This window comes from Microbacterium sp. (genome assembly GCF_035554235.1).
Classification (GTDB): Bacteria; Actinomycetota; Actinomycetes; order Actinomycetales; family Microbacteriaceae; genus Microbacterium.
Window position 1 is genome coordinate 1 of sequence record NZ_DATMIO010000025.1, and the last position, 7238, is coordinate 7238.

Below are 7238 nucleotides of genomic sequence, written 5' to 3' on the forward strand. Positions count from 1 at the left end.
CGCTGTAAAGTCAGGTTCTGAAGTCGAATCATAATGGCGGCGGAGTCTACCAGCTTCGCTCGCAACTGGCGCGAGTAGCACTATGTCCTCTGACCTGTGGAGCTTTTCCCTTGGCACTTACGCCCGTCCCGGCGTTGAAGCCGCGTGCCTGACCTTGCAGTCGGCGGGGGTGAATGTGTGCCTGTTGTTGTGTGGGTTGTGGCTCGGACAGCGCGGAACTGCCTGCAACGAGCAACGATTGCAGCAACTTTGCAACGTGGCCGAACCTTGGGACACGGATGTCGTTCGACCGTTGCGCGCCTTGCGCATGCAATGGAAAGTCATCGCGACTGAAGATACCGAACTGAATGCGTTACGCGAACAAGTGAAAGCGCTGGAGCTGGAAGCCGAGCGGCATCTGTTGTTGCGACTGGAGCGATCGGCGCAGAGTTGGCCGCAGGGTGAGGCGACCGATCTATCGGCCTGGCTGGAAGGTGTAACGGCAGGCGCCGTCCACCTGGACCGCGACGCGCTGCATCAGCTGCGCGTCGCGGTAAGCAGCACTTAGGAAGCGCTGGTTGGGGTGGTTGCTGCGATCGATGCGGCGGCCGTGGTCCCGTGTACGCGACCCTAGCGATCATCGTGTGGCTGGCGTTCCTCGCCTCGGGCGTGCATCCCACGCTCGCGGGCGTCGCGATCGCGCTTCTGGTGCCCGTCTATCGGCCCGACCGGCGCGACGTCGAGCACGCACTCGATCTCGCACGCACCTTCAGGCAGTCCCCGAACACCGAGTACGCGCGGGCGGCCGCGAACAGCCTGCGTGAATCGATCTCGATCAACGAGCGACTGCAGTCGGCGTACGCGCCGTACGTCGCCTACGTCATCCTGCCGCTGTTCGCCCTGGCCAACGCCGGTGTGGTCATCAGCCCGGAGATCCTGGCCGGTGCCATCCGCTCGCCGCTGACGTGGGGAATCGTGGTCGGCCTCGTGATCGGAAAGTTCGTGGGCGTCTTCGGCTCCGCCGCCGTTCTCCGGTTGCTGCGCCTCGGTGAGTTCGGTCCCGGCCTCACGCTCGACCGCATCGCCGGAGGAGCCGCGCTCTGCGGCATCGGCTTCACGATCTCGCTCTTCATCGTCGATCTCGCGATCGATCACCCCGATGCGCAGAATCAGGCGCGAGTGGGGGTGCTCGCGGCATCCATCATCGCCTTCGTCATCGCGGCGGTGATCTTCCGGATCTCAGACGCGATCCGCCCCGACCTCGACGCGGGCCAGACGCTCGCGCGTCCCGTCGATGCGAAGCGCGACCACGTCTTCGGTGCCGAGAACGCCCCGTACACGATCGTGGAGTACGGCGACTTCCAGTGCGGCTTCTGCCTCAAGGCCTCCGGGTCGATCCAGGAGGTGCACCGCGAACTCGGCGACCGGCTTCGCTACGTGTGGCGGCATGCGCCGCTCACGCAGTACCACCCGAACGCGCTCGCGGGGGCGGAGGCGGCCGAGGCGGCGGCGCTGCAGGGCCGGTTCTTCGACTTCGAACGGGCCCTCTTCGCCGATCAGGAGAATCAGCGCCCGTCCGACATCGTGCGCGTGGCACGAGAGCTGGGGCTCGACGTCGAGCGGTTCGAGAGGGACCTCACATCCCCCGAGGTCACCGGGCGCGTGCGCGATGACATGCTGGATGCCGAGGCGATGGGCATCACGTCGGTCCCCACGCTCTTCATCAACGGCCGTCGCCACACGGGTCCCTACGACGCGCAGTCGCTCATCCGCGCGCTCGCGCAGTCCGATGCGGGGGCTGCGGCTGACTAGCCTGATAGCGATGGAACCCACCGAACTCGACCCCGTGCAGCGGCCCGCCCTCTCCGACGCGCAGTGGGCGCGGCTGCTCGCGTACGGCACGCCGCATGAGGTCCCCCCGGGCGAGTACCTCTTCCGCTCGGGAGACCGGGACTACGACCTGATCCTCGTCGACTCGGGCGAGGTGGAGGTCGTCCGCGATTCGCTGTGGTGGATCGAAGAGGCGGTGCTGGCCCGGATGGGCCCCCGCTCGTTCGTCGGCGAGCTCGGCCTGCTCAACGGCCAGGGCGCGTTCCTCTCGGCGCGGGCGACCGGGCCCGCGCGGATCCTCCGGGTGACGCGCGCCGACCTGCGGAAGCTGATGTCCGAGGACGACGAGCTGTCGGATCTCGTGCTGCACGCGCTGTGGGCCAGGCGAGAATCGCTGCGGAGCGGCCCGGCGGCCCTGACACTCAAGCTCGTCGGGCCTCGCTCGTCGGGCGACTTCCTCGCGCTCCGCCGCTTCGCCGAACGACTCGACCTCGTGCACTCGGCCGTCGAGCTGGCCCCGGGAGAGCTGGGCTCGCTCACCGGACACGGGATCACCGTCGACGACCTGCCGGTCGCCTTCATCCAGGGCGAGCCGCTCGTGCGGGCGACGCCGGGGATGGTCGCCGAACGACTCGGGCTGAGCTATCAGGCGGATGCCGACGAGGTGGTCGACCTCGTCGTCGTGGGCGGCGGCCCCGCCGGCCTCGCCGCCGCGATCTACGGCGCCTCCGAAGGGCTGAGCACCGTGCTGCTCGACGCCGTCGCGCCGGGCGGCCAGGCGGCGGCGACATCCCGGATCGAGAACTTCCTCGGCTTCCCCTTCGGGGTGAGCGGTGGCGACCTCATCGGGCAGGCGTCCCTTCAGGCGCTCAAGTTCGGGGTGCGCGTGTACGCGCCGTGCGAGGCCGTCCGGCTCGAAGCGGTGGGCGACCTGCTCGATGTCACCATCACCGACGGGCGCATCATCCGCGCGCGCACCGCGATCGTGACCTCGGGGGCCGCGTACCGCCGGCTGGATCTCGACCGCTGGAGCGACTTCGAGCGCGCGGGGATCTACTACGCCGCGACGCGGCTCGAGCTGCGGCAGGTGCTCGACTCACCCGTCGTCGTGGTCGGCGGCGCCAACTCCGCCGGGCAGGCCTCGCTGTACCTGGCGGCCAACGGCTGCCCGGTGCACCTGGTCGTGCGGGGCACGGATCTCGGCAGCAGGATGTCGTCCTACCTCGTCGATCGGCTGATGGAGGATCCGCGCATCCAGCTGCACACGGGGGCGAGCGTCGTGGGCCTCGAGGGCGGGCACTCCCTCGAGCGCGTGCGCATCGACAGCGTCGGCGAGGTGGACGCGCGCGGCCTGTTCTGCTTCATCGGCGCGGAGCCGGCCACGTCGTGGCTTCCCGCGCTCGACCGCGACGCCGACGGGTTCTTGCGCACGGGCACCGACATCGCGGCGCAGTCGCTGGCGCAATGGCAGACGCTCGGGCGCGAGCCCCTGCCCTTCGAGACATCCACCCCCAGGGTCTTCGCCGCGGGTGATGTCCGCCGCGGGTCCATGAAGCGGGTCGCGGCGGCCGTCGGCGAGGGATCGAGCGCCGTGGCGTCGGTCCACCGCGCGCTCGCCGGCTGAAGGCGGACTCCCCGAGCTACGCGAAAGTGTCGGTCACGACCTGATTCCGGTCGGCGGCGTCAGCGCGCGCCCGCCCCGCCCGCGCGGAGCGGGTCGCCGCCCGCCGGTTCGAGCGCGGGAAGCCGGATCGGCGTGGTGCCCGCGACCTCGTTGCTGAATTCCTCGGGCGAGACCACGCGCAGGGGGCGGGTCTCATCGAGCGTCAGGCGGAAGCGGCGCGACTCGTGGCGGTGCAGCCGGCCGGAGGCCAGCATCCACGTCACCCCGATCGCGAACGCGACGAAGCCCGCCACCGCTCCGACGAGGATCGCGGCGCGCGGGCCGTACTCCGACGCGACCCAGCCGACGATCGGGGCCCCGATGGGCGTGCCGCCCATCATGATCGCCATGTAGAGGGCGAGCACTCGTCCGCGCAGCGCGGGGTCGGTCGTGGTCTGCACGTAGCCGTTCGCGGTGGTCAGCACCGTCACGACCGAGAACCCGACGAGCACCAGCGTGGCGGCGTACGCCCAGTACCCGGGCATCAGAGTCGACGCGACCGAGGCGAGCGAGAAGCCCAGCAGAGCGAGCACCACGACGCGGATGCGGGCCTGATCGCGGCGGGCGGCGAGCAGGGCGCCGGAGAGCGACCCGATCGCGAGGATGGAGCTGAGCAGCCCGAAGCCGTCGGCCTGCTGCCCGAACTCGAGGGCCATCGTCGAGGCGAAGATCGGGAAGTTCATGCCGAACGCGCCGAGCAGGAACACCATCGACAAGGTGACGATCAGGTCGGGGCGTCTGCCGACGTACCGGAATCCGTCGGCCAGCCGCGATCGGCCGCCGGTGTGCACGCGCGGGATCAGCTCGGCCGGCCGGATCAGCAGGAGGGCGACCATCATCGCGAGGAACGTGAACGCGTTGATCAGAAAGACCCATCCGGTGCCCACGAGCACGATGAGCACGCCGGCCACGGCGGGCCCGATCATCCGGGCGCCGTTGAAGGATGCCGCGTTCAGCGCGACCGCGTTGGAGGCGTTCTCACGCGACACGACGTCGGACACGAAGGCCTGGCGGGCGGGGTTGTCGAACGCCCCCACGACGCCCAGCGCGAGCGCGAACACGTACATCAGGGGCAGGGTCATGACTCCCGACAGGATGAGCACGCCGAGGCTCGCGCCGAGGGCCAGCAGCAGGCCCTGCGTCACCATCAGCAGCTTGCGGCGGTCGAAGCGGTCGGCGACCCAGCCGGTCACCCCGACCAGCAGCAGCGGCGGCCCGAACTGCAGGGCCATCGTCACCCCCATCGCGGCGGCGTCGTTGTCGGTCAGCTCGGTCAGCACGACCCAGTTCTGAGCGGTCGCCTGCATCCACTGGCCGACGTTCGAGACGAGCGCGCCGATGAACCAGACGCGGTAGTTGAAGATCGAGAACGACCGGAACATCGCGCTCATCGCTCGGCCAGCTCTCGCATGACGACGGATGCCGCGGCCAGCGTCGCGCGCTGCTCCGGCGAGAGTTCGGCGAGCGCCTCCTCCAGCCACGCGTCACGGCGACGCACGGTCTCGGCGACGACGGTGGCGCCGGCATCCGTCAGTTCGATGTTGACCTTCCGCCGGTCGACGGCGTCGGCCGTGCGGGTCAGGTAGCCGGACTCCTCGAGGCAGTTCACGGTGCGGTTCATCGAGGGAGCGCTCACGCGCTCGCGCTCGGCGAGTTCACTCAGCGTGTGGCTGCCGTGGATGTGCAGGCCTGCGAGCACCGCGAACTGGCCGTCGCTCATCGTGTCGACAGCGCGCTGGGCGCGCAGGCGCCGGGCGAGGCGGAACGTCGCCATGCGGAGATCGGACGCCTCGTGCCCGAGCGCGGAGGCGTCTGCGGGAGGGGCGTCGGAGGAAGAGCTGGGAGTCATGAGATTTAGTTAGCCTAGCTCATTAGCTTTGCTAAGTAAATTCCTGATCCCCAGCAAGTAGGCTCGCCGCATGCCCGAGTTCACCGATGCACACGGCATCGAGATCGTCTACGACATCCACCCCGCGGCGACCGCGCCTCGCGCCATCGTGCAGCTCGTGCACGGGGTGGGGGAGCACGCCGGGCGCTATGGCGCCGTCATCCAGGCCCTCGTCGCCGACGGGTACACCGTCTACGCCGACGACCACCGCGGCCATGGCCGCACGGGAATGAAGCAGCACGGGGGCGATGCGACGAAGCTCGGCCGGCTCGGACCGGGCGGGCTGCGCGCGGCCCTCGCCGCCCTGTGGCAGTTCAGCGAGCTGATCCGCGCCGAGAACCCCGGGCTGCCGCTCGTGCTGCTCGGTCACTCGTGGGGTTCGTTCATGGCGCAGATGCTGCTCGATGACCACCCCGAGGCGTACGACGGCGTCATCCTCAGCGGCACCGCGCTCCGCTGGCCGGGATCGCTCAACTCCGCCCCGCTGAACGCCCGGTGGAAGGCCGAGGCGGTCACGGGGATGGAGTGGCTGTCGACCGACGCGGCGGTCGGCGAGTCGTTCGTCGCCGACCCGCTCACCACGGTCGTGCCCCTGGCGAAGCTGTTCGGCCCGGCCGATACCCTGCGCCTCATCGGCAAGCCGCGCAAGGATCTCGGCCGCGACGTGCCGGTGCTGATCATGGTCGGTCGCGACGACTCGGTCGGCGGCCCGGTGTCGGCGCATCGCCTCGCCGATGCCTACGAGACACGGTCGGGACTCACCGACGTGACCACACTGATCTACCCGGGCGCGCGGCACGAGATCTTCAACGAGGTGCAGCAGGCCGACGTGCGCGGCGACCTGCTCGCGTGGCTCGACCGCCGGTTCGCGCAACGAGACTGAGCTCCTGCGCGTAACGCGACTGAGCTCCTCGCGCAACGCGACTGAGTCCCCCCGTCACTAGGCTTGCCCGACGCGGCGAAACCCCGCCGGTCGGCATCCGTTCGAAAGGAATCCCCCGCCGTGATCACTCTCTCCTGGCTCCTGCTCATCGCCATCGCGGGCGGCGTGCTCGCCCTCATCGACGGCATCCTGCGCCTGCGGTCGAAGGGCGGCTCGACCGTGCTCGGCATCATCGAGACCGTCGTCGCCGCGCTCTTCCTGCTGTCGCTGTTCGTGCCCGGCATCCCGTTCGGCTCGGTCGTGCTCGCGATCGTGACGATCATCGTGGTCATCGTCGGGCTCATCGTCCGCGGAAAGGGCGGCCTCGGCCTCGCGATCGCGGCGCTCGCGGTGCTCGCGTTCTGGCTCGTGCTGGTGAACCGCTGGGTCGTCATCCCCGGGCTCAACTGACCACAGCCCGCGCACCGAAACACGATGGGGCGGCCGAGACACGATGCGATGCCTTGTGTCTCGGCCGCGAAGTTGTTTCTCGCCGACGGCGCCGCCGACGCCGAGCGGGGGGATGCCGCGCCCCGGCGCGCCCGTAGGCTGAACCCATGCACGGCGAATACAAGGTTCCGGGCGGCAAGCTCGTCGTCGTCGATCTCGAGGTCGACGGGGGTCGCATCGCCGACTTCCACCTCGCGGGTGACTTCTTCCTCGAGCCCGACACGGCCCTCGACGCGATCGACGCCGCCATCACCGGCCTCCCGGTCGAGGCGGATGTCGCGGCCATCGCGGCCGCGGTGCGCGGCGCCCTGCCCGAGGGCGCCCAGCTGCTCGGGTTCACCCCCGAGTCGGTCGGCACGGCCGTGCGCCGCGCGCTCGTGACCGCCCCCGGATGGCGCGACTTCGAGTGGGAGGTCGTGCACGAGAAGGCGGTGTCACCGCGCCTGCACCTGGCCCTCGACGAGGTGCTCACCGCCCGCGTCGGCGACGGCCGGCGCCGTCCGACC

Annotated in this window: 8 protein-coding genes; 6 read left to right on the forward strand and 2 right to left on the reverse strand. The window is 70.0% G+C overall.

The features are described from left to right. Window positions 1–82 precede the first annotated feature (82 nt). From VNT50_RS01295 to VNT50_RS01305, 3 genes are read left to right on the forward strand one after another with little or no spacing between them, the layout of a single operon-like run. A complete protein-coding gene (locus VNT50_RS01295; protein WP_325483306.1) occupies window positions 83–547 on the forward strand; it encodes a TIGR02444 family protein in 465 nt (154 codons plus the stop codon). A gap of 50 nt (window positions 548–597) precedes the next feature. Further along, entirely contained in the window at window positions 598–1791 is a 1194-nt protein-coding gene (locus VNT50_RS01300) for a Na+/H+ antiporter NhaA (protein WP_325483307.1), read from the forward strand. A gap of 10 nt (window positions 1792–1801) precedes the next feature. Then, the gene (locus tag VNT50_RS01305; protein WP_325483308.1) at window positions 1802–3433 is read left to right on the forward strand and encodes an FAD-dependent oxidoreductase; all 1632 of its coding nucleotides are present in this window, start codon (window positions 1802–1804) and stop codon (window positions 3431–3433) included. Window positions 3434–3492: 59 nt separating this feature from the next. Here VNT50_RS01305 and VNT50_RS01310 read toward each other — a convergent pair whose 3' ends face one another. Both VNT50_RS01310 and VNT50_RS01315 read right to left on the reverse strand, forming a co-directional pair. Further along, on the reverse strand, window positions 3493–4863 hold the full coding sequence (locus VNT50_RS01310) for an MFS transporter (protein ID WP_325483309.1): 1371 nt from the start codon (window positions 4861–4863) through the stop codon (window positions 3493–3495). After that, the gene (locus tag VNT50_RS01315; protein WP_325483310.1) at window positions 4860–5321 is read right to left on the reverse strand and encodes a MarR family winged helix-turn-helix transcriptional regulator; all 462 of its coding nucleotides are present in this window, start codon (window positions 5319–5321) and stop codon (window positions 4860–4862) included. Before VNT50_RS01315 ends, VNT50_RS01310 begins: the two co-directional genes overlap by 4 nt. A 70-nt stretch (window positions 5322–5391) precedes the next feature. Here VNT50_RS01315 and VNT50_RS01320 point away from each other — a divergent pair, with 70 nt between their 5' ends. The 3 genes from VNT50_RS01320 to lplB form a co-directional block, all read left to right on the forward strand. After that, window positions 5392–6243 (forward strand): alpha/beta fold hydrolase, encoded by an 852-nt coding sequence (locus tag VNT50_RS01320; RefSeq protein WP_325483311.1) that lies wholly within the window; start codon window positions 5392–5394, stop codon window positions 6241–6243. Window positions 6244–6363: 120 nt separating this feature from the next. Continuing rightward, window positions 6364–6693, forward strand: a complete 330-nt coding sequence (locus tag VNT50_RS01325) for a hypothetical protein (protein ID WP_325483312.1) — start codon at window positions 6364–6366, stop codon at window positions 6691–6693. 146 nt (window positions 6694–6839) lie between these two features. Next, a partial coding sequence (gene lplB, locus VNT50_RS01330; protein ID WP_491715929.1) for a lipoate-protein ligase small subunit occupies window positions 6840–7238 on the forward strand: 399 nt, incomplete at its 3' end.